At 68.3% G+C, this 26,093-nt stretch carries 23 protein-coding genes; 15 read left to right on the forward strand and 8 right to left on the reverse strand.

All coding sequences use genetic code 11. The annotated features are described in order from the left end of the window. Window positions 1-89: 89 nt before the first annotated feature. Window positions 90-2,396 (forward strand): FdhF/YdeP family oxidoreductase, encoded by a 2,307-nt coding sequence (locus BM133_RS07400; RefSeq protein WP_093432674.1) that lies wholly within the window; start codon window positions 90-92, stop codon window positions 2,394-2,396. Between the two features lie 61 nt (window positions 2,397-2,457). Here BM133_RS07400 and BM133_RS07405 read toward each other — a convergent pair whose 3' ends face one another. The 3 genes from BM133_RS07405 to BM133_RS34525 form a co-directional block, all read right to left on the reverse strand. Further along, window positions 2,458-2,979 carry a DUF4142 domain-containing protein gene (locus tag BM133_RS07405; protein ID WP_093432676.1) on the reverse strand — a complete coding sequence of 174 codons (522 nt, stop codon included), beginning with the start codon at window positions 2,977-2,979 and terminating at the stop codon, window positions 2,458-2,460. Window positions 2,980-3,077: 98 nt separating this feature from the next. Beyond that, entirely contained in the window at window positions 3,078-3,881 is an 804-nt protein-coding gene (locus tag BM133_RS07410) for an SDR family NAD(P)-dependent oxidoreductase (RefSeq protein WP_093432677.1), read from the reverse strand. Between the two features lie 11 nt (window positions 3,882-3,892). Beyond that, a complete protein-coding gene (locus BM133_RS34525; protein WP_177224744.1) occupies window positions 3,893-4,468 on the reverse strand; it encodes a hypothetical protein in 576 nt (191 codons plus the stop codon). Here BM133_RS34525 and BM133_RS07415 point away from each other — a divergent pair. The 4 genes from BM133_RS07415 to BM133_RS07430 all read left to right on the forward strand — a co-directional run bounded on the left by BM133_RS07415 (window position 4,432) and on the right by BM133_RS07430 (window position 8,783). Continuing rightward, window positions 4,432-5,487, forward strand: a complete 1,056-nt coding sequence (locus tag BM133_RS07415) for an SDR family oxidoreductase (protein ID WP_093432679.1) — start codon at window positions 4,432-4,434, stop codon at window positions 5,485-5,487. The two genes, BM133_RS34525 and BM133_RS07415, sit on opposite strands and share 37 nt — an antisense overlap. Before the next feature lie 157 nt (window positions 5,488-5,644). Then, window positions 5,645-6,859, forward strand: a complete 1,215-nt coding sequence (locus BM133_RS07420; protein ID WP_093432681.1) for a zinc-dependent alcohol dehydrogenase — start codon at window positions 5,645-5,647, stop codon at window positions 6,857-6,859. A gap of 227 nt (window positions 6,860-7,086) precedes the next feature. Next, window positions 7,087-7,959, forward strand: coding sequence for a glucose 1-dehydrogenase (locus BM133_RS07425; RefSeq protein WP_093435148.1), 873 nt, complete (start codon window positions 7,087-7,089; stop codon window positions 7,957-7,959). A gap of 137 nt (window positions 7,960-8,096) precedes the next feature. Continuing rightward, complete coding sequence (locus BM133_RS07430) at window positions 8,097-8,783, forward strand: UdgX family uracil-DNA binding protein (RefSeq protein WP_093432682.1); 687 nt, start codon at window positions 8,097-8,099, stop codon at window positions 8,781-8,783. Between the two features lie 128 nt (window positions 8,784-8,911). Here BM133_RS07430 and BM133_RS07435 read toward each other — a convergent pair whose 3' ends face one another. Continuing rightward, window positions 8,912-9,547, reverse strand: coding sequence for a flavodoxin family protein (locus BM133_RS07435; protein WP_093432684.1), 636 nt, complete (start codon window positions 9,545-9,547; stop codon window positions 8,912-8,914). A gap of 240 nt (window positions 9,548-9,787) precedes the next feature. Here BM133_RS07435 and BM133_RS07440 point away from each other — a divergent pair, with 240 nt between their 5' ends. The 3 genes from BM133_RS07440 (at window position 9,788) to BM133_RS07450 (ending at window position 14,924) form a co-directional block, all read left to right on the forward strand. Continuing rightward, window positions 9,788-10,147 (forward strand): hypothetical protein, encoded by a 360-nt coding sequence (locus BM133_RS07440; protein WP_143100096.1) that lies wholly within the window; start codon window positions 9,788-9,790, stop codon window positions 10,145-10,147. Between the two features lie 12 nt (window positions 10,148-10,159). Beyond that, window positions 10,160-10,558, forward strand: a complete 399-nt coding sequence (locus BM133_RS07445; RefSeq protein WP_093432687.1) for a hypothetical protein — start codon at window positions 10,160-10,162, stop codon at window positions 10,556-10,558. Between the two features lie 223 nt (window positions 10,559-10,781). Then, on the forward strand, window positions 10,782-14,924 hold the full coding sequence (locus BM133_RS07450) for a CheR family methyltransferase (protein ID WP_093432689.1): 4,143 nt from the start codon (window positions 10,782-10,784) through the stop codon (window positions 14,922-14,924). A 71-nt stretch (window positions 14,925-14,995) separates the two neighbouring features. On the opposite strand, the gene BM133_RS07455 is transcribed toward BM133_RS07450, so the two are convergent. Continuing rightward, window positions 14,996-15,193 (reverse strand): hypothetical protein, encoded by a 198-nt coding sequence (locus tag BM133_RS07455; protein ID WP_093432690.1) that lies wholly within the window; start codon window positions 15,191-15,193, stop codon window positions 14,996-14,998. Between the two features lie 387 nt (window positions 15,194-15,580). On the opposite strand from BM133_RS07455, the gene BM133_RS07460 reads away from it, so the two are divergent. From BM133_RS07460 to BM133_RS07480, 5 genes are all read left to right on the forward strand, one after another. After that, window positions 15,581-16,426, forward strand: coding sequence for a DUF72 domain-containing protein (locus BM133_RS07460; RefSeq protein WP_371286309.1), 846 nt, complete (start codon window positions 15,581-15,583; stop codon window positions 16,424-16,426). 50 nt (window positions 16,427-16,476) lie between these two features. Beyond that, entirely contained in the window at window positions 16,477-18,897 is a 2,421-nt protein-coding gene (locus tag BM133_RS07465) for a catalase (protein WP_093432693.1), read from the forward strand. 137 nt (window positions 18,898-19,034) lie between these two features. Next, the gene (locus tag BM133_RS07470) at window positions 19,035-19,256 is read left to right on the forward strand and encodes a hypothetical protein (protein WP_093432695.1); all 222 of its coding nucleotides are present in this window, start codon (window positions 19,035-19,037) and stop codon (window positions 19,254-19,256) included. A gap of 39 nt (window positions 19,257-19,295) precedes the next feature. Beyond that, on the forward strand, window positions 19,296-20,462 hold the full coding sequence (locus BM133_RS07475; RefSeq protein WP_093432696.1) for a DUF3182 family protein: 1,167 nt from the start codon (window positions 19,296-19,298) through the stop codon (window positions 20,460-20,462). Beyond that, on the forward strand, window positions 20,446-21,222 hold the full coding sequence (locus BM133_RS07480) for an alpha/beta hydrolase family protein (RefSeq protein ID WP_093432698.1): 777 nt from the start codon (window positions 20,446-20,448) through the stop codon (window positions 21,220-21,222). Before BM133_RS07475 ends, BM133_RS07480 begins: the two co-directional genes overlap by 17 nt. On the opposite strand, the gene BM133_RS07485 is transcribed toward BM133_RS07480, so the two are convergent. After that, on the reverse strand, window positions 21,191-21,637 hold the full coding sequence (locus BM133_RS07485; RefSeq protein WP_093432699.1) for a VOC family protein: 447 nt from the start codon (window positions 21,635-21,637) through the stop codon (window positions 21,191-21,193). The two genes, BM133_RS07480 and BM133_RS07485, sit on opposite strands and share 32 nt — an antisense overlap. Before the next feature lie 2 nt (window positions 21,638-21,639). Further along, the gene (locus BM133_RS07490) at window positions 21,640-22,269 is read right to left on the reverse strand and encodes a cysteine hydrolase family protein (protein WP_093435150.1); all 630 of its coding nucleotides are present in this window, start codon (window positions 22,267-22,269) and stop codon (window positions 21,640-21,642) included. Window positions 22,270-22,453: 184 nt separating this feature from the next. On the opposite strand from BM133_RS07490, the gene BM133_RS07495 reads away from it, so the two are divergent. Beyond that, on the forward strand, window positions 22,454-22,939 hold the full coding sequence (locus BM133_RS07495) for a DUF421 domain-containing protein (RefSeq protein ID WP_093432701.1): 486 nt from the start codon (window positions 22,454-22,456) through the stop codon (window positions 22,937-22,939). A gap of 114 nt (window positions 22,940-23,053) precedes the next feature. Next, window positions 23,054-23,818 carry a meso-2,3-butanediol dehydrogenase gene (locus tag BM133_RS07500; RefSeq protein ID WP_093435152.1) on the forward strand — a complete coding sequence of 255 codons (765 nt, stop codon included), beginning with the start codon at window positions 23,054-23,056 and terminating at the stop codon, window positions 23,816-23,818. A gap of 28 nt (window positions 23,819-23,846) precedes the next feature. Here BM133_RS07500 and BM133_RS07505 read toward each other — a convergent pair whose 3' ends face one another. Further along, window positions 23,847-26,084, reverse strand: coding sequence for a xanthine dehydrogenase family protein molybdopterin-binding subunit (locus BM133_RS07505; RefSeq protein ID WP_093432702.1), 2,238 nt, complete (start codon window positions 26,082-26,084; stop codon window positions 23,847-23,849). Window positions 26,085-26,093: the final 9 nt, after the last annotated feature.

Raw genomic sequence — 26,093 nt, forward strand, 5'->3', positions numbered from 1 at the left:
TGTTCGCACACCTTGTCTGCGCCCGCACCTACACGCTGGCGTGCTGCGGCTCCTAGCGTCGAAAAAACATAACAGAGCCGGAGCACTTCGTGACCGACAAAACGCATTTCGATCCTTACACCCATGCAGCGGGCGGGTGGGGTTCCCTCAAGGCCGTGGGCAGCTACCTGCTGCGCGAGCGCATCCCCATCGCCGGCCCACTGGCGCTGTGGAAGCAGAACAAGCCGGGCGGCTTCGCGTGCGTGAGTTGCGCCTGGGCCAAGCCCGAGCACCCGCACCCGGCCGAGTTCTGCGAGAACGGCGCCAAGGCCACGGCCTGGGAGCTGACGGCCAAGCGGCTGCCGGCCGCGTTCTTCGAAGAACACGCCGTCACCGAGCTCCTCGGCTGGGCCGATCACGACCTGGAAGCAGGGGGGCGCCTGACGGTGCCGATGAAGTGGGATGCCGAGAGCGATCACTACCTCGAGGTGTCCTGGGCGCAGGCTTTCGAAGGCATCGGCGCCGAGCTGAAGGCGCTGCATGCACAGGACCCATCGTCGGTGGTCTTCTACGCCTCGGGGCGCGCGTCGCTGGAGACCAGCTACATGTACCAGCTGCTGGCCAGGCTCTACGGCAACAACAACCTGCCCGACAGCTCCAACATGTGCCACGAGAGCACCTCGGTGGCGCTGCCCGAGACCATCGGCGTGCCGGTGGGCACCGTGCACCTGGACGACTTCGAGCAGTGCGATGCGATCTTCATCTTCGGGCAGAACACCGGCGTCAGCAGCCCGCGCATGCTGCACCAACTGCAGGATGCGCGCCGCCGCGGCGTGCCCATCGTTACCTTCAATCCGCTGCGCGAGCGCGGGCTGGTGGAGTTCGTCAATCCGCAGTCGCCGACCGAGATGCTGACGCCTGCCCATACGCAGGTCAGTACGCAATACCTTCAACTGAAGAACGGCGGCGACCTGGCGGCGCTCAGCGGCTTGTGCAAGGCCTTGATCGAGGCCGACGACCGCGCGCGGGCCGAGGGCGGCACGCGCGTGCTGGACGCGGCGTTCATCGCCGAGCACACCCAGGGCTTCGAAGCGTTCGCGGCGTCGATGCGGCAGACCGGCTGGGCGCTGATCGAGGCGGAATCGGGGCTGTCGCGCGAGGCGCTGGAAACCGCGGCCGCCACCTTCGCCAACGCCCGGGCGGTCATCGGCATCTACGGCATGGGCCTGACCCAGCATCGCAAGGGCGTTGAGAACGTGCAGATGGTCTCCAACCTGCTGCTGCTGGGCGGACACATCGGGCGGCCCGGCGCGGGCATCTGTCCGGTGCGCGGCCATTCGAACGTGCAGGGGCAGCGCACCGTCGGCATCACCGAAAAGCCCGAACTGGCGCCGCTGGACAAGCTCGCGGAACTCTATGGCTTCGAGCCGCCGCGCGAGACGGGACTCACCACGGTGGAAGCCTGCGAGGGCGTGCTGGCGGGGCGGGTGCGCGCATTCGTCGGGCTCGGCGGCAATTTCGTGCGCGCGGTGCCCGACACCGACCGGATCGAGCCGGCCTGGCGTCAGCTGCGGCTCACGGTGCATGTGGCGACCAAGCTCAACCGCAGCCATCTCGTGCACGGCGAGGTGTCGTACCTGCTGCCGTGCCTGGGGCGCATCGAGATCGATCGCCAGGCCGGCGGCGAACAGACCGTGACCATGGAAGATTCCACCGGCGTGATGCATGCCTCCAAGGGCGTGGCGCAGCCGGCGGCGGACACGCTGCTGTCGGAGCCGGCCATCGTCGCGGGCATCGCCAAGGCGACGCTGGCGCACAACCCCCGCGTGCCATGGGACGGCTGGGTGGCCGACTACGCGCTGGTGCGTGACCATATCGCAGAGGCGCTGCCCGAGATCTTTCATGACTTCAACGAGCGGCTCGCCGCGCCGGGCGGATTTCCGCGGCCGCTCGCCGCCAGGGAGCGGGTATGGAAGACCCCGACGGGCAAGGCCAACTTCAAGGGCTTCGGCAACCTGCATGCCGACCCCGACATGCCCGAAGGCGGCGCCGACGTGCTGCGCCTGATGACGCTGCGCAGCGACGACCAGTTCAACACCACGATCTACAGCCTGGACGATCGCTTCAGGGGCATCTATGGCACACGGCGTGTGCTGCTGATGAACCGGGACGACATGGAAAGGTTGGGCGTGTGCGAGGGCGACAGGGTCGACGTAGCCACCGTGACCGTGGACGACCATCCACGCGCGGTGCACGGTTTGCGCGTGACCCCGTTCGACATTCCGCCGGGGTGCGCTGCCGGCTACTACCCGGAATGCAATCCCTTGATCCCGCTGTCGCACCATGCCGAGAAGAGCCAGGTGCCCGCGGCCAAGGCGATCCCCGTGCGGCTGCGGGCGACGCGGGCACCGGATTGAGCGCGCAGCGCGGCGCCGCGCCGCCGGTATCCGGGCGCGCAGGTTCGCGCGCCCGATCGCGTCATTTCCTGGCCGCCAACTGCTGGGCGTGTTGCAGGTGCCCTTGCACCACCGGCAGCATCTTGTCGGCGAGCGCCTTGAGGTCTGCGTCCTTGGCCTGCGCCTGTGTCTTCTGCAGCAGCTTCGCCGTGGCTTCATGGTCGCCCACGCCGGCCTGCTTGACGTAGCGGCTGTCGAAGGTGTCGCCCTTGAGCGCCTTCAGTTCGAGCGCCACGGCCTTGTGCTTCACGCTGGGGCTGTCCGGCAGCTTCACGCCCTTGGTGGACGCCAGGGCCTGGGTGTCGCTCAAGCCCTTGGAATGGTCGTCCACCATCATCTGGGCGAAGCTCTTGATCTCGCCGTTCGATGATTTTTCGAGTGCGATCTTGCCGGTCTCGACTTCCGCGATGTTCGCCTCCGCGATGTCCTTGAGCATCGATGCATCGGCGCTGCCCAGCTTGTCCGCGGCCCCGGCGAACGGGGCCAGGAACACGGCCGCGGCCAGCAGGGTTCCGCGGACGGTGGCATGCAATGGGTGTTTCATGTGAAAGCCTCCATGAGAGTTGGGAGTTGATGAAGCGCGCCAATCTGCGCGAGCACTTTTCCGTGCCGTGTAGGAGCTTTTCGCAAAGTCCCGTTGGCCTACGGCTTCGCGGACCCCGGCTCGGCCATCTTGCGATGCTGCTCGGCCAGAAGCGAGGCCGGCGTGACCTTCGCCATGGCCACCTGCAGCTTGTTCTTCCAGCCCGCCACCACGTCGCCTTCGCCGTCCAGCATGGCCTCGAAGCCGATGCGCGCGACTTCCGCCGGATCTGCCTTCTTGCCTTGGCCCACCTTGGTGTCCAGCATGTCCGCGCGCTCGAAGAACTCGGTGTCGGTCGGGCCGGGCATGAGGCAGCTGACGGTCACGCCCGAATCCTTGAGCTCGTTGCGCAGCGCCATCGAGAACGAATCGAGAAAGGCTTTGGTTCCGTTGTAGACCGCCTGGTAGGAGCCCGGCATGAAGCCGGCGATGGAGCCTGTGATGAGGATGCGCCCCTGGCCCCGCGCGCGCATGTGCGAGGCGACCTGGTGGATCAGGTAGATCGTGCCGGTGACGTTGGTGTCCAGGACCAGCTTGGCCTGGGTGAAGTTCTCGTCGAGGAAGCCGTGGCCCAGGCCGCGCCCCGCGTTGGCCAACAGGCAATCCACCGGCCGGCCCGCGCAGGCGGCCACGAGCCGGTCCACGCCCTCGAGCGTGGACAGGTCGACCTGGATGGCGCGAACGTCCACGCCGGTCTTGCGCAGTTCGATGGCGGCTGCCTCGATCTCCGGCTCGTCGGCTGCAATGAGGAGGTCGCAGCCCTTCGCGGCGCAGCAGCGCGCCAGTTCCAGCCCGATGCCGGACGACGCGCCCGTCACGATGGCGAACGAGCCGGCTGGAAGATCCTTGTCTTGTCGTGTCATCGGAAGCTCCTTCAGCGTCGCGTGGGATGCAGGAAGCCGGCAGCGTTCTCGCCCTTGCCGGGCTCTGCTTCCCGTCGGCGGGCCTCTTCTGTTTCTTCTGCTTCTTCTGTTTCTTCAGCGGCGTGGTCGGGCTTGTTCGCCGTGGATTCCAGGTCTTCGGTGCGGATCTCGGCCTCGATCGGCAGTGAGTCCGGCTGGGGCGATCGAGCGGCGGATCGCGTGAGGGTAGATGGAGGCATGTCGTTCCTTTCGTGATCTGGTGAGGTGAGCAGATCGACAAATTGCGCACTGGCACGGGGGCCGCATGTAGTCCCCGTTCGCTTGAAGGGGTAGGGGTGCGATTCGCGGCAGGAAAGCCAACGCATGTCGGCGCTCGCAACGCCGTTCGGTGCGCGATGGCGCAGGCGGCGCGGTGCAACCGTTCCGGCTCGGGAAATCGTCCGACTTTGGTTTGCGCACACCTCTCGCGCGGCGCGCTGCCGCGCGCGCCACGGTGTCCTTTCCTTCAACCCATTCCCAATCAATCCCCAATCCATGAGGTAGCACAGCCATGCCGCAATCTGCCAATCCGCGCGCCGCGTCGCCACAGGCGCCTTCCTCTCACGACGACATCGACCCTTCCGACGGCGCCCCGGCGCTTTCCCTTCAAAGCATCGTGCTGACCGGCGCCTCCAGCGGCATCGGCCGGGCGACCGCGTTGGCACTCGCCTCACGAGGCGCGTCGCTCACGCTGGCTGCGCGCAACCTGCCGGTGCTGCAGGAAATCGCAGCCGAATGCGAGGCCGCCGGAGGGCAGGCCCAGGCCTTGCAGACCGACGTGACCGATGCGGCCGCCGTGGCGAGCCTCGCGCAGGCGGCCATCGCGCGCTTCGGCAAGGTCGACGCATGGATCAACAACGTCGGCGTGGGCGCGGTCGGTGCGTTCGAGCAGACGCCCATCGAGGCTCACCGCCGCGTGGTCGAGGCCAACCTGCTCGGCCACATCCATGGCTCGCATGCGATCGTTCCGCACTTCAGGGCGCGCGGGCGCGGCACCTTGGTCCAGATGATTTCGCTGGGCGGCTGGGTGGCCGCGCCCTATGCAGCCTCCTATGCCGCGAGCAAGTTCGGCCTGCGCGGCTTCTCGGAGTCGTTGCGAGCCGAACTGTCCGACCTCCCGCACGTGCATGTGTGCGAGGTATTCCCGACCTTCGTCGACACACCCGGCATCTCGCACGGCGCAAATTTCAGCGGCCGCCAAGTGCGCCCGCCGCCGCCGGTCGTGGACCCTCGGCGCGTGGCGCGAGCGCTGGTGTCGCTGCTGGTGCGGCCGCGCGCCCGCACCTATGTCGGTGCGCCCGCGCTGCCCGCCATCCTTGCGCACGCGGCGGCGCCCAACCTCGTTGCACGCGGCCTCAAATGGAGCATGGACAAGGCATTGCAACGCGCGCGGCCGGCCGCCCACACGCAAGGCAATCTGTTCGAGGCTTCCCGTGGCAACGCGGTGGACGGCGGGTTCCGTCGCCCAGCCTCGGGCCCCGGTGCAGCGGCCCTCGGCATGGCCGTGGCTGCCGGCGCGGCGTCCCTGGCCTGCGTGTGGCTGATGCGCAGGGGCGTAAGGCCATAACCGCGGCTCGCACCGTTGCCGCTGTTGCCGCCGTTGCCACCGTTGCATTTGCGCGCGCGTCCACGGGAAAGGCTCCTACATCCGCGTGCAACCGCCCGTCCTAGCTTCGCAGGCTTCATTCCACGCTTTTCACCCCATCCACGAAGGAAGAACGCACATGAAAGCCCTGACTTACCACGGCGCGAAGGATGTCCGCGTCGAGACCGTGCCGGACCCCGTGATCGAGCAGGACGAGGACATCATCCTGCGCGTGACGGCCACCGCCATCTGCGGCTCGGACCTGCACATCTACCGCGGAAAGATTCCCAGCATGGAGAACGGCGACATCCTTGGACACGAGTTCATGGGCATCGTCGAGGACACGGGCAAGGCCGTCACGCGGCTGCAGCGCGGCGACCGCGTGGTGGTGCCTTTCACCATCGCGTGCGGCGAATGTTTCTTCTGCAACCGGGCGCTCTTTGCGGCCTGCGAAACCACCAACCCCGGGCGCGGCGCCATCCTGAACAAGAAGAATGCGCGCCCGAGCGCCGGCCTGTTCGGCTATTCGCATCTGTACGGCGGGTACGCCGGCGGACAGGCGGAGTACGTGCGCGTGCCCAAGGCCAACGTGGGCCCGCTGGTGATACCGCCGGGGCTCAACGACGAGCAGGTGCTGTTTCTGTCTGACATCCTGCCCACCGGCTACCAGGCGGTGGTCAATGCGGACATCGGGCGCGGCTCCACGGTCGCGATCTTCGGCGCGGGCCCGGTGGGCCTCATGGCGGCGGCATGCGCGCGCATGCTGGGCGCCGAGCGCATCTTCATGATCGACGAGCACCCCTACCGGCTCGACTTCGCGCAGGCGCTGTACGGCGTGGAGCCCATCAACTTCAGGCAGATCGACGATCCGGCCGAGCAGATCATCGAGCGCACCGACTTTCGCGGCGTCGATGCGTCCATCGATGCGGTCGGCTTCGAGGCCAAGGGCAGCACCGTGGAGACGGTGCTGACCGAGCTCAAGCTGGAAGGCTCCAGCGGCAAGGCGCTGCGCCAGGCCATCGCGGCCACCCGGCGCGGCGGCGTGGTGAGCGTGCCGGGGGTGTATGCCGGTTTCATCCATGGCTTCCTGTTCGGCGACGCCTTCGAGAAGGGGCTGACCTTCAAGATGGGCCAGACGCATGCGCAGCAGCACATGCCCAAATTGCTCGAGCACATCCAGGCGGGGGACTTGGCACCCGAGGTCATCATCACGCACCACATGGCATTGGAAGACGCGGCGCGTGGCTATGACATCTTCGAGAAGGCCGAGGAAGAGTGCCGCAAGGTCGTATTGACGCCTTCGGGTCCAGGCGCCGCCGCACGACGCGTTGCCGGTTCGGCCCTTTCGCCCTGAGCGTGCGCCATTCGCCCCGGTCGCTGCGCGGCCGGTGCGCCCATAGGCCCGCAGGTCGCTCCCTTGCGCGAGGCACCACGCGATGGGGTGTCTGCCGGCCTGCGCGGTTTCGGGTGATTCACCGAACCCCGCGCACGGTCGAGCATTTGTCCGATGGAAGCGCGTCGCTCCAAGCGTAGCTTTCAAAGCTGAACCTGTTGAAACCGACTACCGAAACGGAGCGCACCATGACAGATCCGCTGCACGCAGGCCCTCGGCCGCCCTTCGATACGCCCGAACAATCGCCACCCGGCCTGGAGTCGAAGATGGAGCCCCGCCCGGACTTCGGCGAGGCGTCCTACGTCGGCAGCGGCAAGCTCAAGGGCAAGGCTGCGCTCATCACCGGCGGCGACAGCGGCATCGGCCGCGCCGTGGCGCTCGCCTTTGCGCGGGAAGGTGCCGACGTTCTCATCTCCTACCTGCCCGACGAGGAATCCGATGCGCAGGTCTGCAAGGAGCTCATCGAGAAAGAAGGGCGCGTGTGCGTCGCCGTGCCCGGCGACATCTGCGAGGAGGCGCAGTGCAACCGGCTCGTGGCCACCGCCATCGAGCGCTTCGGCAAGCTCGACGTGCTCGTGAACAACGCGGCCTTCCAGATGACCCACAAGGACCTGGGCGAGATCACCGCCGAGGAGTTCGACCGCACCTTCCGCACCAACGTCTACGCCAACTTCTTCCTCTGCAAGGCAGCGTCGGCGCACATGCAGCCGGGCAGCGCGATCATCAGCACCGCTTCGGTCAACGCGGACAAGCCCAATGCGACGCTCGTCGCCTACGCAGCGACCAAGGGCGCCATCCAGAACATGTCCGGCGGCATGGCGCAATTGCTCGCCGACAAGGGCATCCGGGTGAACTGCGTGGCACCGGGGCCGTTCTGGACGCCGTTGATTCCCTCGACCATGCCGGCGGAAAAGGTCAAGGAGTTCGGCATGCAGACGCCCATGAAGCGGCCCGGCCAGCCGGCCGAGTTGCAGGCGGTGTACGTGCTGCTCGCGTCCGACCAGGCGAGCTATATCTCCGGCGCGACCATTCCGGTGACGGGCGGTGTGCCGTTCATCTGAGGCCGGCCCCCGCTTGAACAGCGATGACGGATCCGAACATGCGCGCCGAAAGAGACGCCGAGGAACGCGATGGCCCCAGACCGCGACATGAACCGCTGCCAACGCCGCGCCAAGGCCCGCAAGCAGTAGGAGGCGCAATGGCGGCGAATGGTCGCGGCCTGAAACCGGCTTTGGCCGGCCTTCAGAAACTCGGCAGGGCGACCAACGCCTGCCCCGAGTGTCCGCTTGGCGAACACGCGACGCAGTCGGTGTTCGGCGAAGGGCCCGTGCACGCGCGACTGATGGTGGTCGGGGAGCAGCCGGGCGACAAGGAAGACTTGGTGGGCCGCCCCTTCGTCGGGCCGGCCGGACGGCTGTTCGACCGCGCCGTAGCGGAACTGGGCTGGTCGCGCGACAAGTTGTATGTGACCAATGCGGTGAAGCATTTCAAATACGAGTTGCGTGGGAAGCGCCGAATCCACAAGACGCCCGCGCAGCGGGAGGCGGATGCCTGCCTTCACTGGCTGGAGAGCGAAATCGCCCTGGTGGAACCCGCGGCGCTGATCGCGCTGGGCGGCGTTGCGGCACGCTCGCTGCTCGGACGCCATGTGGCGGTGATGAGCGAACGCGGCCGATGGCACGAAGATGCGGCGGGGCGCCAGGTGCTGGTGACGCTGCATCCGTCTGCGCTGCTGCGAGGGGACCCCGAACAGAAGGCCGCCGCGTGGAAGGCATGGCTTGCGGATCTGTCCCTGGCCTCGAAGGTCTTCGAGAAAGCGCGAACGCCGGCGCGCAAGAAAACCAGGCCTGCACGCAAGCTGAACGCTGTTGCTGCGACGACTTGAAGACAGGGCTTCGATAGGTCGCGGAAGGTGCGGGGACCTCGACGCGCTCCCTCGCCAGAGAAGTTTTCGCGCGCCCGTGCGTGCGGCCCGACCTTCGCTTCGTGCAGGGCGCCCCCGGTTGTCGCGGCTCAGGGCTTGGGCGGGTAGGGCGCCTGCCGGAGCAGCTTGGCCAGGTGCACGGCGTTGCGAACCATCATGCGGGTCGCGTCGTCGGTCGACGAGGGCACCGGATGCAGGTCGCGGTATTCGCCGCTGCCGCGGGCCTCGCCCACCCAATAGGCCATGGCGTTGGGCGCCAGCGAAAAGCCCAGGTCGTTCAACGCCTGGTACACCTCGGCGCCCACGTGGTGCGCGCCGTCCTCGTTGCCCACCACGGCCGCCGCGCCGACCTTGCCGTAGGAGGGCATCCGCCTGTCCTTGCCGGTCTCGGCGATGAACGCATCCATGCGCTCGAGCACGCGCTTGGCCACGCTGCTCGGCTGCCCGATCCAGATCGGCGAGCCGATGACCACGATGTCCGCCGCCATGACCTTGGCGCGCAACGCGGGCCAATCGTCGCCCGGCCCTTCGTCGGAGCGGGTGCCGGGCAGGATGTTGTGGGCGGCGGCGTGAACGGTTTCGGTCTCCACGCCGTGCGCTGCGAATGCGGCGGCAACGTCGCGCAGCATGGCGCCGGTGGAGGAGGGTTTGCCTACCGCCTTCAAGCTGCAGTTGAAGGCCAGGGCGCGCAAGGTGGAGGGGAAAGCCAGGCTGTGATCGGTCATGGTCCGCACAGTGTTGGCAAGCCGCTGTCGGCGATCCCCAAGACGATGACGCCGGCCGGGGTCGGCGTGTTCTTACGCGGCTCGGGGCCGGCGTCGTGTCGCCATTCGATCGGGCACCACGGCACCACGCAACCCAGGCCGCGTGGTTGCTGCTCCTACAACCGCTGCGTGCCTGTTCCCACAGCCGGCATCACCCGCAGGTCCGAAACATGGGTCTACAGCGCCAAAGGAAACGACACCATGACGACAAGGAAAGAAAGCCACTCGGGCCGCAGCGCCGCGGTCCTTCTCTTGACCGGGTTGCTGGCGGCCACCGCCGCATTCGCGCAGGCACCGTCCACGGGCAACCCGAAGGGCTCGGTCGCGCCCAGCACGCAGGGCAGTTCCGCCAACCCGCCCGCCGACCCCGCGCGCACGGTCGACACCGGCCGCTCGGAGCCGCTGGATTCGACCAAGGGTCCGGTTGCCGCGCGCGTCAACCGCACGCCGCGGCCGGGCGGCGGATCGGCCACGGGCGGCCTCACGCGGCGCAACCCGCAGGACACCCTGCCGTCGCCCGCGCCGCCGCCGAGCAATTCGAACTCCAAGCCCGGCAAGTAAGGAGAAAGCATCATGGCAAATAGCAGCATCCTGGGCGGAGAACGCCCACCCGTGCAGCCCAAGGGCAAGGACACCGGCGCCCTCGGCCCGAGCGATTCGAGCGACAGCGGCAGCGACGTGCAGGCCGGCGAACCCCGCACGGCGCTGCCCGACGACCTGGTCGGCGGCGGAGCGTACGCACCAGAGCTGGCCACCGACACCGATGCCGCCGGCACGGGCGAGCGGGCCTCCGCGGACGAGGGCGTGGCGACCGATGCCGACCTGCTGCCCGATCGCACAGGCGTACTGCCCGATTCGGCGGCCGAGGTGCGCGATGCGGCCGGCGAGGAAGACAGCGTGCGCGCCGCGGACCTCGCCGCCGAACATGGAGACCTCGAGGAAGGCATCGACGAAGACGAAGAAAGCGCCTGACCCCTGCAAATCGGCATCTGCCGAGCGCGCGAACCGGTCGCGCTGCGTAGCTGCGCGCGCGCCGAGAAAGGCCCGCTCGGCCGAGAAGACAGCAAGGGCCATCCGGGCGGCACTCCTACGTACAGCGGGGGGACGATGGGGGCAAAATAGTTTCCTGTTGTTCCCAGGGGAGAGTGGCCAGCTTGCCTGCGGCGCGCCGCCCCCCATCCGCCAGCGAGACCCCATGCCCTCTCAAGGACCTTCTGCTCCGCCGCCCCCGAAGGCCTCCGACCCTTCCCGCCTCGTTCGCAGCCACCTGAAATTTCCGGTGGTCGGCATCGGCGCTTCGGCAGGTGGGCTGGAGGCGGTGATCCGGTTCTTTGAGCAGATGCCCGCGGCCTCGGGCATGGCCTTCGTGGTGATCCTTCATCTCTCGCCCAAGCACAAGAGCAGCGCCGCCGAAATCATCCAGCGCGCCACGCGCATGCCGGTGAGGCAGGTCGGCAAGCCCATGCCGATCGAGGCGGACCACGTGTACGTCATTCCGCCCGGCGTGACGCTCACGATGAACGATGGTCATCTGCGCGTGACGCCGGGCGAGCGCGTCGCCGGTGGACACATTGCCATCGACGTGTTCTTCCGCACCATGGCCGAAGTGCACGAGGAACGGGCCGTGTGCATCGTGATGTCGGGCACTGGCAGCGACGGTGCCGTGGGCCTTACCAGCGTCAAGGAGCGCGGCGGCATCGCCCTGGCGCAGACGCCCGAGGACGCCGCGCACGACGGCATGCCCCGCGCAGCCATTGCCACCGGCATGGTCGACTTCGTGCTGCCGGCCGTCGAGATGCCGCAGCGGTTGATCGACATCTGGCAAAGCGCGCGCAAGATCCAGCTGCCCGACGCCGAGGACGTGGGCATCCTCGTGTCCGAGCCCGAGGGGCCGATCGCCTCGCAGGAGGCCGAAAAAGCGCTGCAGGACGTGATGTCCTACCTGCGCAGCTACACCCGCCACGATTTCACGCACTACAAGCGCGCGACGGTGCTGCGCCGCATCGAACGCAGGCTGCAGGTCAACCGGCTGACCGACCTGCCCTCGTACCGCGACTTCCTGCGCGACCACCCCGAAGAAGGGCCGCTGCTGCTGCAGGACATGCTCATCAGCGTGACCAACTTCTTTCGCGACCGCGATGCCTTCGAGGCCCTGGAGCGCGAGGCGATTCCGCGCATCGTCGAATCCAAGCAGCCGGGCGACCAGGTGCGCGTCTGGGTCGCGGGCTGCGCCACGGGCGAGGAAGCCTATTCGCTGAGCATGCTGCTGCGGGAACAGGCCGACCTGCAGTCCAAGCCGCTGGAAATCCAGATCTTCGCGACCGACATCGACGAGCGCGCCATCGCCACCGCGCGCAAGGGCACCTACGCGCAGGGCGTCGTGGAAGACGTCACGCCCTCGCGGCTGCGGCAGTTCTTCGTGAAGGACCAGGACCAGTACCGCGTCTCCACCGTGGTGCGCGAGCCGGTGCTGTTCGCGCTGCACAACCTCTTGCGCGATCCGCCGTTCTCGCGGCTGGACCTGATCTGCTGCCGCAACCTGCTGATCTACCTGGACCGATCGGCGCAGGCCCATGTGCTGGAGATGTTCCGCGTCGCCTTGCGCCCCAGCGGCTACCTGTTCATGGGAACGTCCGAATCGACCGATGCGGCGGGAACCCTGTTCACCGCGGCCGACAAGAAGAACCGGATCTTCCGCGTCAATGCGGCGCTGCAGGGCGGGCGGCACATGCCGCTGATCGGCGAGTCGCCGGTGATCGCCGCGCCGGGCACCTTCGCCGAGCCGCCCCGCAGCGCGAGCCGCCGGGCGGCCGACGCACCCGGCACGGCGGAACTGCACCAGCGCGCCATCGAGCAGTTCTCGCCGCCCAGCGTGCTGATCAACGCCGAGCACGAGGTGCTGCACCTGTCCAACGGGGTGGGGCGCTTTCTCGAGCGGGCCAGCGGCGAGCCTTCGAACAACCTGCTGAACAACGTTCGCTCGGACATCCGGATCGAACTTCGCACCGCGCTTTTCAAGGCGGCCCAGTCCGGGCGCAGCGTGGAGACGCGCATCGTGCAGCGCCAGGAAGACGGCAAGCAGATTTTCCTGAACATCACGGTGCGACCGCTGCCGCAGGAGGCGGGGCGGCCCGGCCTCGTGCTCGTGGTGTTCGACGAGGTCCAGGAGAGCATGCCGCTGCTGACCGCGGAGTCGGGCGACTCCGCGCGCGTCCTGCTCATCGCGCAGATGGAGGACGAGATCCGCCAGCTCAAGCTGCATCTGCAGGACACCATCGAGCACTCGGAGACCTCGACCGAGGAAATGAAGGCCTCCAACGAGGAGTTGCAGGCCATCAACGAGGAACTGCGCTCGGCCACCGAGGAGCTGGAAACCAGCAAGGAGGAGCTGCAGTCGATGAACGAGGAGCTCGTGACGGTCAACTACGAACTCAAGGTCAAGGTCGAGGAGCGGGGCAACATCAACGACGACCTGCAGAACCTGATTTCGTCGTCCGAGATCGCCACGATCTTCGTGAACCGCGGCATGCACGTGAAGCGCTACACGCCGCAGGCGGCGAGGCTGTTCAACCTGATTCCCACGGACCTGGGGCGCTCGCTGTTCGACATCACGAGTCGCCTGGACTACACGGAACTGGCGCAAGACACGGCCTCGGCGTTCAAGGACCTGCGCGCCGTGGAGCGGCACGTCACCAGCGCGGACGGGCGGCAGTACCTTGCGCGCGTCCTTCCCTACCGCACGGCGGAAGACAAGATCGAAGGCGCCATCCTCAATTTCTTCGACATCACCGACCTGCGCGCGGCCGAGGCGCAGGTGCGCGCCGGCGAGGAGCGCCTGCGCATGGTGGCCGCGACCACGCGCGACTTCGCCATCATCACCACCGACCCGGCCGGGCTCATCACCAACTGGAACCGCGGCGCGGAGCGCATCTTCGGCTACACCGAAGAAGAGATGCTGCAGCACCCCGTCGCGACCATCTTCACGCCCGAAGACCAGGCGCACGGCGTCCCCGAGCAGGAGATGCGCCGCGCCGCGGAGACCGGCCGCGCCGAAGACGACCGCTGGCACCTGCGCAAGAACGGCAGCCGTTTCTATTGCAGTGGCGTGATGACCGCGCTGGAGGCGAGCGCGGGCGGCGGCTTTGCCAAGATCGCGCGCGACATGACGGGCACCAAGCAGCTCGAACTGGCGCAGGAGCACCGGCTGGTGAAGGAAAGGAAGGCCAGCCTCAACGCGCAGATGGCCAACGACCTCAAAGACCGCTTCCTGGCGGTGATGTCGCATGAGCTGAAGCAGCCGCTGAACCTGATCCAGATGAATGCCGAGCTCCTGATGCGCCTGCCGGTGGCCGCCGAGAACCCGAAGGTGCAGCGCCTGAGCGAGGCGATCCGGAGCGCCGTGGGCAGCCAGAGCCGCATCATCAACGACCTGCTCGATCTCTCGCGCATCCGCACCGGCAAGCTGCGGCTGAACCGCGTCGCGGTGGACCTGGGGGAACTGGTCCAGACCGCGGCGACGGCGGCAATCGCCAACGTCCCCGGCAAGCACATCGCGCTCGATGCGCAATGCGATGCCGGCGTGATCTGCAACGGCGATCGCGTCCGCGTGGAGCAGATCGCCTGGAACCTGCTGACCAACGCCGCCAAGTTCACGCCCGATGGCGGAAGCATCGGCGTGCGGGTGGTGGCAGAGAACGGGTTCGCGCGGTTGACCGTCACCGACACCGGGTGCGGCATTGCGCCCGAGTTCCTGCCGCATGTGTTCGGCATGTTCAACCAGGCCCAGGAAGTGGCGTCACCCAACGGCGGCCTGGGCATCGGCCTGGCGCTGGTGCACGAACTGGCGCTCGCCCACGGCGGGCGGGCGGAGGCGCAGTCCGATGGCATCGGCCGCGGTGCGGTGTTCAGTGTCTGGCTGCCCCAGGTCGGGACCGATGTGCCGGTGAAGGCCGAAGCAGCGCCCGCGGCTGTCGACCTCAAGGGATGGCGGGTGCTGGCCGTCGACGATTACGCCGAGGCCCTGGAACCGTTCGCCGAAGTGCTGCGCTTCGAAGGCGCCATCGTGGACACCGCCGGAAGCGGCAAGGAGGCGCTGGCGCTGCTGCAGACGCAGCAGTACGACCTCCTGGTGTCAGACCTGGGCATGCCGGAGATGGACGGCTTCCAGCTCATCGGCGAAGTGAGGCGGCAGGAGGCGACGCGCGAGCTGCGCTCCATCGCGATGTCCGGGTTCGGCCGGCGCACCGATGCGCGGCGCGCGCTCGAGGCGGGCTTCGATGCGCATCTGCCCAAGCCGGCATCCATCGAGGAACTCAAGACGGCCATTGCCCGGCTCTGATTCCGGACTGCCTGCGGGGCGCATGAACAGAGCCGGCCGTGCCGCTGGCTACCTGCGCCGCAGAGCGTCGCTCATTGGGTCGACGGAGCCGCAGAGGAGGGCTGTGGCGCGCTTTGCGTGGTGGACGGCGGCGGTGGCGCCTCGCCCCGTTTGTCCACCGCGTAGAAGTACGTGAGCGCGCCGATGAAAACGAGAATCGCGGCACTCGCGCCCCATGCGAAAACGCGCCGGTTGTCGCGGTCGTCCCCGGTTTCGTGATGGTTTTTCATTGCAGCTTTCCTTGTGCTGAGTCGGGCGAAAGCACCCACGCCACAGAGCATTCGGACCGGCTCCCGGTCCCGATGTAGGAGCCTGCCGCCGATGGGATGCGGTCAACTTCTACAGGTGCCGCATGCGCTGCGCCTAGCCTTGGGCGGCGCGTGGCAACCGGCACGCCTTGACAAGAGAAGGGGCAGAGCGGAATGGTTTTGTCGGTGGCGCAACGCAGCGGACATCCCGGCCCGCCGGGACACAAGCCGGCAGGGCCGTCCGGGCGCAGGGCGGGACCGCGCGGTGACGTCCGGATCGGAATTTCCGGATGGCGGTATGCCCCTTGGCGCGGACACTTCTACCCACCGGGCCTGGCGCAGCGCAGGGAACTCGAATTCGCATCGCGGATGCTGCCCACCATCGAGATCAACGGTTCGTTCTATTCGCTGCAGCGGCCCGAGTCGTACCAGCTCTGGCACGACGAAACGCCGGACGACTTCGTGTTCGCCGTCAAGGGTTCGCGCTACATCACCCACATGCTCCAGCTCAAGGACGTGCATCAGGCGCTCGCCAACTTCTTTGCCTCGGGCGTGCTGGCGCTCCGAAAGAAACTGGGCCCGGTGCTCTGGCAGCTCCCGCCCCGCATGCGGTACGACCCCGAACGGCTGGACGCTTTTTTCTCGCTCCTGCCGCGCGATGCGCGCTCCGTGCGCGCCTTGGCGCGCGAACACGACGAGCGGGTGGCGGGCCGGTCGTTGCTCGAACCCGCGCGCGGTCTGCGCATCCGCCATGCGGTGGAGGTGCGCCACCCGAGCTTCGTCGATGCCGGCTTCATCGACTTGCTGCGCCGGCACCAGGTGGCGCTGGTGGTGGCCGACACGGCGGGGCGCTGGCCTCTCCTCGAAGACCTGACCGCGGACTTCGTCTACCTCCGGCTGCACGGCGACAAGGAGCTCTACGCCAGCGGCTACGGCGATGCGGCGCTCGACCGCTGGGCGGCGCGCATCAACGCGTGGCGCCAGGGCCGGCAGGTGGCCGACGCGCAACTGGCTTCGCCCACCGCCGCGCGGCGCGGCAGGCGCGACGTGTTCTGCTACTTCGACAACGACGTCAAGGTGCACGCCCCTTACGACGCCGCGCACCTGGCGATGCGCCTGGGCATTCCGACCGGCCTGGGCCCCGACGACGCGTTCGCGCGCGGGGTCGATGCAGACGACATCGAACTTGCTGCAGCGTCCTACAAAAGCACCTGATTTCGCGCACTAGGTTCTGGGTCCCTCGAACCAATCCGGACGAAAAACCCATGGCCAAACAACCCCGAGCGAGCGCACCGACTCCGGCCGCGCTGGCTGCCGCTCGCTCAGCGGCACGCAACACCGACAGCGGCCCCGCACATCCCGCGCCGCCCGCGGCCGGCAAGGGAGACATTCCCGCCCAGAAAGCGATCGACACGCAGGCGCTTGCCGCGGCGATGCCGGCCAACACCAACAAGCCGCTCGAACACACGCCCTCCGCGCCCGTGGGGCTGAGCGCAAAGCCGGCATCGCGGCTGCCCACCGGCAGCACGCCGTCGGAGTCGAACGCCTCCGGCAAGACGGGATCCGTCGCGCCCGAAGGCACCAACGCCACCATCGACACGCTGGACCGCGTGCGCGTCGACTCGGGCGGCCAGCGGCTCACCACCAACCAGGGCGTGCCGGTCGCGGACAACCAGAACTCGCTGAAGGCGGGCGCGCGCGGCCCGGTGCTGCTCGAAGACTTCATCCTGCGCGAGAAGATCACGCACTTCGACCACGAGCGCATTCCCGAGCGCATCGTCCACGCGCGCGGCTCGGGCGCGCACGGCTTCTTCGAGTGCTACGAACCGCAGACGCAATACACCAAGGCCGCGCCTTTCCAGGAAGCCGGCAAGGTCACGCCCGTGTTCGTACGCTTCTCGACGGTGGCCGGCGAACGCGGCTCCAAGGACACCGCGCGCGACGTGCGCGGCTTCGCGGTGAAGTTCTATACCGACGAGGGCAACTGGGACCTGGTGGGCAACAACATGCCCGTGTTCTTCATCCAGGACGCGATGAAGTTCCCCGACCTCGTGCATGCGGTCAAGCCCGAGCCGCACCACCAGATGCCGCAGGCCGCGTCGGCGCACGACACCTTCTGGGATTTCGTCTCGCTCATGCCCGAGTCCACCCACATGCTGATGTGGCAGATGAGCGACCGCGCCATTCCGCGCAGCTACCGGATGATGCAGGGCTTCGGCGTGCACACCTTCCGGCTGGTGAACGAGGCGGGCGAATCGGTGCTGGTCAAGTTCCACTGGCAGCCGAAACTCGGGACGCACTCGCTGGTGTGGGACGAGGCGGTGAAGATCTCCGGCGCCGACCCCGACTACCACCGCCGCGACCTCTGGGAGGCCATCGACGCGGGCGAGTACCCCGAGTGGGAACTGGGCCTGCAGATCTTCACCGAGGCGCAGGCCGAGCAGTTCAGCTTCGACATCCTGGATGCCACCAAGATCGTTCCCGAGGAACTGGTGCCGGTGCGGATCGTCGGGCGCCTGGTGCTGAACCGCAACCCCGACAACTTCTTCGCAGAAACCGAGCAGGTCGCGTTCTGCACGGCGCACGTGGTGCCGGGGATCGACTTCACCAACGATCCGCTGCTGGCCGGGCGCATCCATTCCTACGTGGACACGCAGATCACGCGGCTGGGCGGCCCCAACTTCCACGAGCTGCCCATCAACGCGCCGATTGCGCCGGTGCACAACAACCAGCGCGATGGCATGCACCGCCAGGCCATCCACCGTGGGCGGGTCGCTTACGAACCCAACTCCCTGGCGGGCGGCTGCCCGTTCCAGGCCGGCGCGGCGCAGGGCTTCGCGAGCGTCGCCAGCCGCCTGGACGCCAAGGAGAGCAGCGACAAGATGCGCGTGAAGCCCGAGAAGTTCGCCGACCACTACACGCAGGCCACGCTCTTCTTCGAAAGCCAGACCCGCGAGGAGCAGGCGCACATCGCCGCCGCGTTCCGCTTCGAGCTGTCGAAGGTGACGGTGCCCGCGGTGCGCGAGCGCGTCGTGGCGAGCCTGCTGAATGCCTCGCCCGAGCTTGCGGCCAAGGTGGCGCAAGGGCTGGGCATGGAACTGCCCGCGCCGCTGCCCCGGGCGCTGGAGAATCCGGCCGCGCCCGAGGTCGATCAATCGCCCGCGCTGTCGCTGCTGGCACGCCCGGGCGACGGCGGCATCCGCACCCGCAAGGTCGCGATTCTGGTGGCCGATGGCGCGGAGGGCGCGTCCATCGGCAAGCTGGTCACCGCACTGGTGCAGGCGGGCGCCGTGCCGCGGCTGATCGGCCCGCGCCTGGGCACGTACACCGCGGCGGGCGGCGAGAAGATCGAGGCCGACGCCAGCATGGAGAACAGCCCCGGCTTCCTCTTCGATGCGCTGGCGCTGCCGGACGGCCTGGCTGCCGTGGAAGCGCTCGCCGCCGATGGCCATTCGATGGAGTTCGTGAAGGACCAGTACCGGCATTGCAAGAGCATCCTGGCGTTCGGCGCATCGCAGGCCCTGCTGACCGAGGCCGGGATCCCGATGAGCCTGCCGGACGGTTCGGCGGACCCGGGATTGATCCTTGCGGACGCGGCGCATGCGGACACGGCCGTCAGCGACTTCATCGCGGCGGTGGGCCTGCACCGGCACCCGGCGCGCGACACCGATCCGCCCCGCGTGTGAGCGCCGCGCAGGGGCGGCGCGGGACTGCTCCCACGCGCATGCGCAGCGCTTTCCGACCGCGCACGCGATCCGCCGGATCACCATGACCCGGGCACCTTCCTCATTCGAGGAGGGGCCTACATCGCCAGGAGGCCCGCATGACCACGGAACAGAAAGCGCAGAAACCTTTTCCTTTTCCCACGTCGGAAAACCACGGCAAGCCGGCCGACCCCCCGAAGCCCACCGAGCAGCCTGCCAGTGAAGAAGCGCTGGACAGCGGGGTCGAGGAGTCCTTTCCCGCCAGCGATCCGGTCTCTGTCACCGTCACGAAGGTCAAGCTGCCTTCGGCGAAGGAGGACAAGAAGACGCAGCGGCATTGAAGGCCGCGGCACTCGCGACCCGCTGCGCCGCACACCGCCATGAATCCGATCGCCGATTCCAGGCCTGCCGCATCGAAGCCGTCCACGCCGCTGCCCCCGCCGCGCAGCCTCGTGACCTGGAGCCTCGATCCGGATGCCTATTGCAGCGCCCATGAGCACGCCACCCGCAACGATCTCGCGCGGCGGCTCGCCGCGCTCAAGGGCTGCGCCTACGCAGGCGCCTACGACGACCGGTATCCCTACGCGCGGGCGCCGTATTTCGTGCCCAGCAACACCGTGACGGACCCCGGGGCAGCGCAGGGGCTGGGCATTGCCGGCGTGCACGACCTGTTCGGCGGCGTGGTGCCGCACGCGTTCATCGCGACGAAGGCCATCACCCATCCGGTGGCCGGCCCCGAGGCGCCGCGGCCGGCCGGGTGGTGCCCTCGCTTCGCGGCCGAGATCGCCAGCTCGGTGCTGGATGGTTTTTCCTGTTTCTCGCGCGAGGAAGCGCGCAGGGCAGGGCGCACGCTGCTCGCCTCGGGGGTAGTCCGCATCAAGCCGGTGCGCGCCACCGGCGGCCGCGGCCAGGTCGTCGCGCGCAGCGCCCGGGCGCTGGACCGCTGCGTCGATGCCATGGACGAGGCCGACATCGCCGTCCACGGCCTCGTTCTCGAAGAAAACCTCGAACGCCCCGCGACCTACAGCGTCGGCCAGGTGATCGTGGAGCGCATGGTGGTCAGCTACTACGGCCAGCAGCGCCTGACGCGCGACGGCGCAGGCGAAGAGGTGTACGGCGGCTCCGACCTGACGCTGGTGCGCGGTGACTTCGAAGCGCTGCTCGCCGACGCCGGGCTTTCGCCGCCGCTTCGCCATGCGATCGACCAGGCGCGGCGCTATCACCGCGCCGTGGTCGACTGTTACCCCGGGTTCTTCGCCTCGCGCATGAACTACGACGTGGCGCAGGGCACCGGACATGGCGGCGCATGGCGCTCCGGCGTGCTGGAGCAATCGTGGCGCGTGGGCGGCGCCTCGGGTGCCGAGATCGCGGCGCTCGAATCGTTTCACGCGGACCCCGGCCGCGAGCGCGTGCGTGCATCGACCTTCGAGGTGTACGGCGCGGCGCCGGTGCCCGCGGAGGCCCTCGTTTCCTACCAGGGCGTCGACCCGCAGGTAGGGCCGCTCGCCAAGTACACCTTGCTTCATTCCCATGCCGACTCGCCATAGCGCCATCGATATCGCCGTGGACGGCCAGCACATCGAAGGCACGCTGTTCGCCGCCTCCACGATGGTGCCCGGCGTGCTGCTCGTGCATGGGTGGGACGGCAGCCAGGAGCAGTACGTGACGCGGGCCCGCGAGATCGCGGCGCTGGGTTGCGTGTGCCTGACCTTCGACCTGCGCGGCCACGCCCGCCACGCCGCGCAGCGCCTGGAGGTGACGCGCGAGGACAACCTGCGCGACGTGCTCGCCGCCTACGACGCGCTGATCGGCCACCCCAGCGTCGACCCCGGGGCCGTGGCCATCGTGGGCAGCAGCTACGGCGGCTACCTCGCCGCGCTGGTGAGCGCCATGCGGCCGGTGCGCTGGCTCGCACTGCGCGCGCCGGCGCTGTACCGCGACCGCGAGTGGGACACGCCCAAGGGCAAGCTGAGCCGCAGCGATCTGGTGGCCTACCGCCGCTCGCTGGTGGGCCCCAAGGACAACCGCGCGCTCGCGGCCTGCGCCGCCTTCGCGGGCGACGTGCTGATCGTCGAGTCGGAAGACGACCAGACCGTGCCGCATCCGGTGCTGGAAAACTATCTGGCCGCGTTCAAGCGCGTCCGCTCGGTCACCTATCGCGTGCTCTCGGGCGCGGACCACGCGTTGTCGAAGCAGGAATCGCGGCAAGCCTATGGCAACTTGCTGGTGTCGTGGATCACCGAGATGACGCTCGGCGCCAAGGCGACGGCCACGCTCACGAAGCCGGTGTCCAGGAGTCCGGCGTGAAGGGCTCGTGGACCGGCGTGGCGACGATCGTGTGAACGAAGCAGAGCTTGTGCCCCTCGGGGTCGAGGCAATACGCCGCGTAGAAGTCGGGCGCATAGCGAGGCCTCGGGCCCGGCGCACCCTGGTCCGCCCCGCCATGCGCCAAGGCCGTTGCCCACGCGGCATCGACCACGGATCGCGATGCGGCGAGAAAACTCACCTGGCTGCCGTTGCCGCAGGAAGGCGCCTGGCCATTGACGGGCGCGCCGATGACGAATTGCGGCCAGCGTTCGCCCGGCCGCTGCCAGTACACCCCCGCCGGGCCGACATGCGACAGTTCGACGGCCCGCCTGAGTTCGAAGTGCGCGAGCACGAGGTCGTAGAACGCGCACATCCTCGCGAGGTCTTTCACGCCGATCTGTATATGGGCGAACACGCTCAACGCCCGCCCCTGACAGCGCCTGGCCGATGCGGGACCAGCCGGATGCGGGACGCTGCCGTCGTGGGCAGCTTCTGGAACTTCTCGAGCTGGCGCAACACGGTCTCGTTGCGCGCCACCGATTGCGAAGCCACGCAATCCCGCGGCACCACCACCGCAAGGTCGCGCATCACCGCCTCCATGGCGGTCGCGAGCACGCACTGGTCGCTGGCGACGCCGGTCAGGATCAAGCGGCGCGCATCCAGGTGCTGCAGCAGCAATTCGAGCGGCGTGCCGAAGAAAGCCGAGTGCTTGGGCTTCAGCACGAAGTAGTCGTCGGCGTCGGGCTGCAGTGCGCTCGCGATCGCCGCGCCCGCACCGCCCTGGCCCAGCGACAGCCCCACCAGCGCCGGAAAGTCCGAGCGCCAGCGGCCGCGGTTGTCGTTGGCGTAGATCACGGGCACGCCTGCCTTGCGGCAGCGGGCCTTGAGCGCGGCGATGCGGGGTGCGATGGCTGCCGCGCGCGGCAGCAGTTTCTCCGCATCGGGAAAGTCCCAGATGTTGATCATGTCGATGATCAACAGCGCGGTGTGGCCCGCTGCGTTTTCGGGGGCGAGCACGCCGGACGAATTGGAAGGGCGGGAGGCCATGCGCCACATTTTTCCATCGGCAATGTCGCCGCGGGCGTTCGCCGGCGCATCTTGCGGTGTCGTCCGACAACGCCGCGCGGGTCGAAGGCTTCCTGCCTGCATTGGTCCAGCCGGCCTACAGCCGGCTGCCTGCGTGCGACGCAACATGTGCGGTTTCGTGAAGAGAAAAAATCCGAGGCTGCCCATGGATTCACTGTCAGAGCTTTTTCGCATGGAGATGCCTCCCTGGCACATGGTGCTGAGAGGGAGCTTGATCTACTGGTTCCTGTTGCTGGTCTTTCGTTTCCTGCTGCGGCGCGACGTCGGATCGCTGGGCGTGGCAGACCTGCTGTTCGTCGTGCTGATCGCGGACGCTTCCAGCAATGCCATGCAGGGCGAATACAAGACTGTCACGGACGGCCTGGTGCTGATCTCGACACTGGTGGGCTGGAACTACCTGCTCGACTGGGCCAGCTACCGCTGGCCCCTGGTGTCGCGCCTGGTCGAACCACCCGCCGAGCCATTGGTCAAGCACGGGCGCATCGTTCACAGAACGCTGCGCCGTCAACTCATCACGGTGGAAGGGCTGATGTCCAAGCTCCGGGAGAAGGGCATCACCGACCTGTCCGAAGTCCGCCTGGCGATGCTCGAAAGCGACGGCGAACTGAGCATCCGGAAGTACGGCCGTTGAGCGTTGCGGGGTGCCGTGCCGCGCCGTCATCCGACAGCGCAATCCCTTGGCCGACACCGGACGGCCTTGCGCCTGCGCAGGCTCGTGTTCTTGTCGACCCTGAAGGAGATCCACATGCAGCGTTTCACAGACCGCGTCGTGATCGTCACCGGTGCCGGCTCCGGCATTGGCGAGGCCACCGCGCGCCGTTTTTCGCAGGAGGGCGCTAGCGTGGTGCTTGCCGGCAACACCAAGGCCAAGCTGGACCGCGTCGCGCGCGACCTGCCGCCCGAGCGCACCCTGGTCAAGGTGACCGACGTGTCGAAGTACAAGCAGGTGCAGGCGCTGGTGGCCGCCACCATCCGGCGCTTCGGCGCGCTGCACGTGCTGTTCAACAACGCGGGCATCGCAGTCGAAGGCACGGTCACCGAGGCGCCGCTCGATGGCTGGGACAAGATCATGGCGACCAACGTCGGTGGCGTGTTCCACGGCTGCCGCGCCGCCATGCCGCACCTGATCGAGAGCGGCGGATGCATCGTCAACACGGGATCGGTGTCGGGTCTCGGCGGCGACTGGGGCATGGGTTTCTACAACGCGTCCAAGGGCGCGATCGTGAATTTCACGAAGGCCCTCGCGCTCGACCATGGCCGCGACGGCGTGCGCGTGAACGCCGTCTGCCCGAGCCTCACCTTCACGCCGATGACCGAGGACATGAAGGGCGACCGCAAGCTCATGGCCAGGTTCAAGGAGCGCATTCCGCTCGGCCGCGGCGCGCAGCCCGAGGAGATTGCCGCCGTGGTCGCCTTTCTCGCGAGCGACGACGCGAGCTTCGTCAACGGCGTGGCCCTGCCGGTCGATGGCGGCCTCATGGCCTCCAACGGCCAGCCCGACATGGCGTAGCGCGCAGGACCTGAAAGAAAAGGGGCCTTCAGGCCTGCCGCGCCTGCAGCCCCAGCACCTTGTCGAGCGTCAACGGGTAGTCGCGGATGCGCACGCCGGTGGCGTTGTAGACCGCATTGGCCACCGCAGCGCCCGCGCCGCAGATGCCGAGCTCGCCCACGCCCTTGATCTTCAGCGGATTGGTCTTGTCGTCCACCTCGTCCAGAAACACCGCTTCGACGGCCGGGATGTCCGCGTGCGCGGGCACGTGGTATTCGGCCAGGTCGTGGTTCACGAAGGCGCCGTGGCGCGCATCGACCACGGCGTCCTCGAAGAGCGCCGAGCCCACGCCCCAGATCATCGCGCCCGTGGCCTGGCTGGTGGCCGTCTTCATGTTCAGGATGCGGCCCGCGGCGAACACGCCGAGCATGCGGCGCAGGCGGATCTCGCCGGTGTCCATGTCGACCGCCACCTCGGCAAAGTGCGCGCCGTAGGCCTGCTGCGAGAACTTCTTGGCCATGTCGCCTTTCTTGATCTGCCCGTCGGCGCGCAGGCCGATGGTGCCGGCCAGCGCGCCCAGCGTTTCGGAGCGCGCGCCGGCGCTGGCGCGGCCGTCGGCGAACACCACCTCGTCGGCCCTGGCGCCGAGCCGGCGCGCGATCTGCCCGCGCAGCTGGGTGCAGGCGTCGAACAGGGCCGATCCCGCACTTGCCGCGCCCCACGAGCCGCCCGATCCGGGCGTTTCGGGGAAGTCGCTGTCGCCGAGTTCCATGCGCACGTTCTGCACCGGCAGGCCGAGCATCTCGGCCGCGATCTGCGTGAGCACCGTGTAGCTGCCCGTGCCGATGTCGGTCATGGCCATGCGCGCCGTGAGCACGCCCTGCCGGTCGAGCGACACGCTGCACTTCGCGTCCATCAGGAGGTTGCTGCGCGTGGCGGCGGCAAAGCCGATGCCGATGAGCCACCGGTCTTCGCGCACCGCACCCGGCACCGCGTTGCGCCGGCTCCAGCCGAAGCGCTCGGCGCCTTCCTTCATGCAGCGCACCAGCTGCCGGGTCGAGAAGGGAATGTTCTTCTCGGGGTCCATGGCCGGTTCGTTGCGCAGCCGCAGCTCGATCGGGTCCAGCTTCAGTTTCTCGGCCAGCTCGTCCATCGCCTGCTCCAGTGCCAGCATGCCGACCGCTTCGCCGGGCGCGCGCGTGGAGTCCGAGATCGGCAGGTCGAGCTTGACCACGCGGTGGGTGGTGAGGCGGTTCGGCGCGGCGTAGAGCGAACGCGTCTGGGTGCTGGCGGTTTCGTAGAAATCGTCGAAGCGCGCGCTGTGCGAGAGCGAATCGTGGCCGATGGCGGTGAGCTTGCCGTCCGGCGTGGCGCCCAGCCGCAGGCGCTGGACCGTCTGGCTGCGGTGCGTGGTGAAGTGGAACATCTGCTGGCGCGTGAGCGCGGTCTTCACCGGGCGCCCGAGTTGCCGCGCGGCCATGGCCGAGAGCATCACGTCGCCATACACCGGCAGCTTGCCGCCGAAGCCGCCGCCGATGTAGCGGCTCACGATGCGCACCTTCGAGGGCGGAATCTGCAGCGTGTTGGCCACCGCGTTCTGCGCGCTCTCCAGCAGCTGCGAGGCGCAGTGCACCGTGACGCGGTCGCCCGTCCACCAGGCGATGGTGGCGTGCGGCTCCATCTGCGCGTGGATGTGATAGGGCGTCGTGTAGGTCGCATCGACCTGCACCGGCGCGGCGGCGAAGGCGCCGTCGAAATCGCCGATGCGGCTGTCGGCCTTCTGCATCTCGTCGTCCTTGGGCTTCTCGGCCTTGCCGCGCGCGGCGGCCATGTCGTACTCGCCGGGCTCGGCGTCGTAGCGGATGCGGATCAACTGCGCGGCCGCGCGCGCGATCTCGAAGCTCTCGGCCACCACGAAGGCCACGGCCTCGCCGTAGTAGCGCACGCGGTTGCTCGCCAGTTGCGGCGTGGAGCGCGCAAAGCGGTCCTTGGCATCGATGGGGCCCCAGGGCGCTTGTTTGGGCACGTTGCGGTGCGTCATCACCAGCAGCACGCCGGGCGCCTTCTCGGCGGCCGATGCGTCGATGTCGGCGACCGTGCCCTTGGGAATCGTGGCCTCGACGATGAAACCGTAGGCCGGCTTGCCCGGCGCCTCCTGCACCTCGTAGGCGTAGGGCGCGTTGCCGGTCACCTTGAGGCGGCCGTCGACGCGGTCGATGGGCTTGCCGATGAGGCCGCTGCGGTTCTCGTCGATCGGATTGCGGCCGGAGGGTGCTGTCATTTCCATGGCGTTTCT

This window comes from Variovorax sp. 770b2 (genome assembly GCF_900115685.1).
Classification (GTDB): Bacteria; Pseudomonadota; Gammaproteobacteria; order Burkholderiales; family Burkholderiaceae_C; genus Variovorax.